Origin of the sequence: Flammeovirga aprica JL-4, assembly GCF_012844305.1 — a bacterium.
GTDB lineage: Bacteria > Bacteroidota > Bacteroidia > Cytophagales > Flammeovirgaceae > Flammeovirga > Flammeovirga aprica.
The window spans coordinates 1-732 of record NZ_JABANE010000347.1; the positions used below are offsets into that span (position 1 = coordinate 1).

A 732-nucleotide genomic window follows, 5' to 3' on the forward strand; every position below is an offset into this window, starting at 1 on the left:
GCGGTTCGACTGCATGGCCGCGCTCATACCCTGCTCGTGGGCGCGGATGGCGGCGCTGATTCTCTTCCCGCTTTCGCTCAGTTCCGCTCTGACAGACTTCTCGTGCTCGCTGAATGCGGCTTTCAGCATTTCGCCGGTACTCTGCTGCTGCGCTTTCGATTTCTGCTCTAAGTCCTTCGCCAGCGTTAAAAGACTGTTCATAGATGGCTCCCTTAAGTCGGATGTTTCGCCCTCCGTCCGGGTCGGCAATGCTGATGCTGCTCTTTGTGGTGCGCACGACCTCAAAACCTGCGCTTTCCAGCGCCTCAGTGACGTCCTGACGCGTTTTAAGCTCCCCTGACGAGGCGAGGGCCAGTAAGCCCCGCGTAATAGCCTCTGCGGCTTCCTGCTTCGTTTTGGGTAACGAAGATGGCGTCACCAGCGCGCGCCGGTTCTCCGGTGCGTTCGGGTCGTGCAGCCCCAGTCGCCCGTTCACCACGGTCTGCCACGCATCGATGCGCGGACGGTCTGCCCGGTCGTAGTACGGCTGGAGACGCCTGCCGGTCAGCAGTTCCGTGTTCGGTACCAGAAAATTCAGTTCCAGCCGCCCCTTGTCCCGGTGTTCAACCCACAGCACGCTGTACTGGTCTTTATCGAGTCCGGGCATCAGAACCCGCTCGAAGCTCGCCATCAGCTTTTCACGCTGGCCGGGCGGTAAATCCTGTTCAGCAAAAGACAGGCCGCCGGAGGTGT

Annotated in this window: 1 protein-coding gene; it reads right to left on the reverse strand. The window is 60.5% G+C overall.

All coding sequences use genetic code 11. From position 1 onward, the window contains the following. Positions 1–732, reverse strand: a 732-nt coding sequence (gene mbeA, locus HHU12_RS36125; RefSeq protein WP_169661200.1) for a plasmid mobilization relaxase MbeA, incomplete at both ends; no start/stop codon positions are given.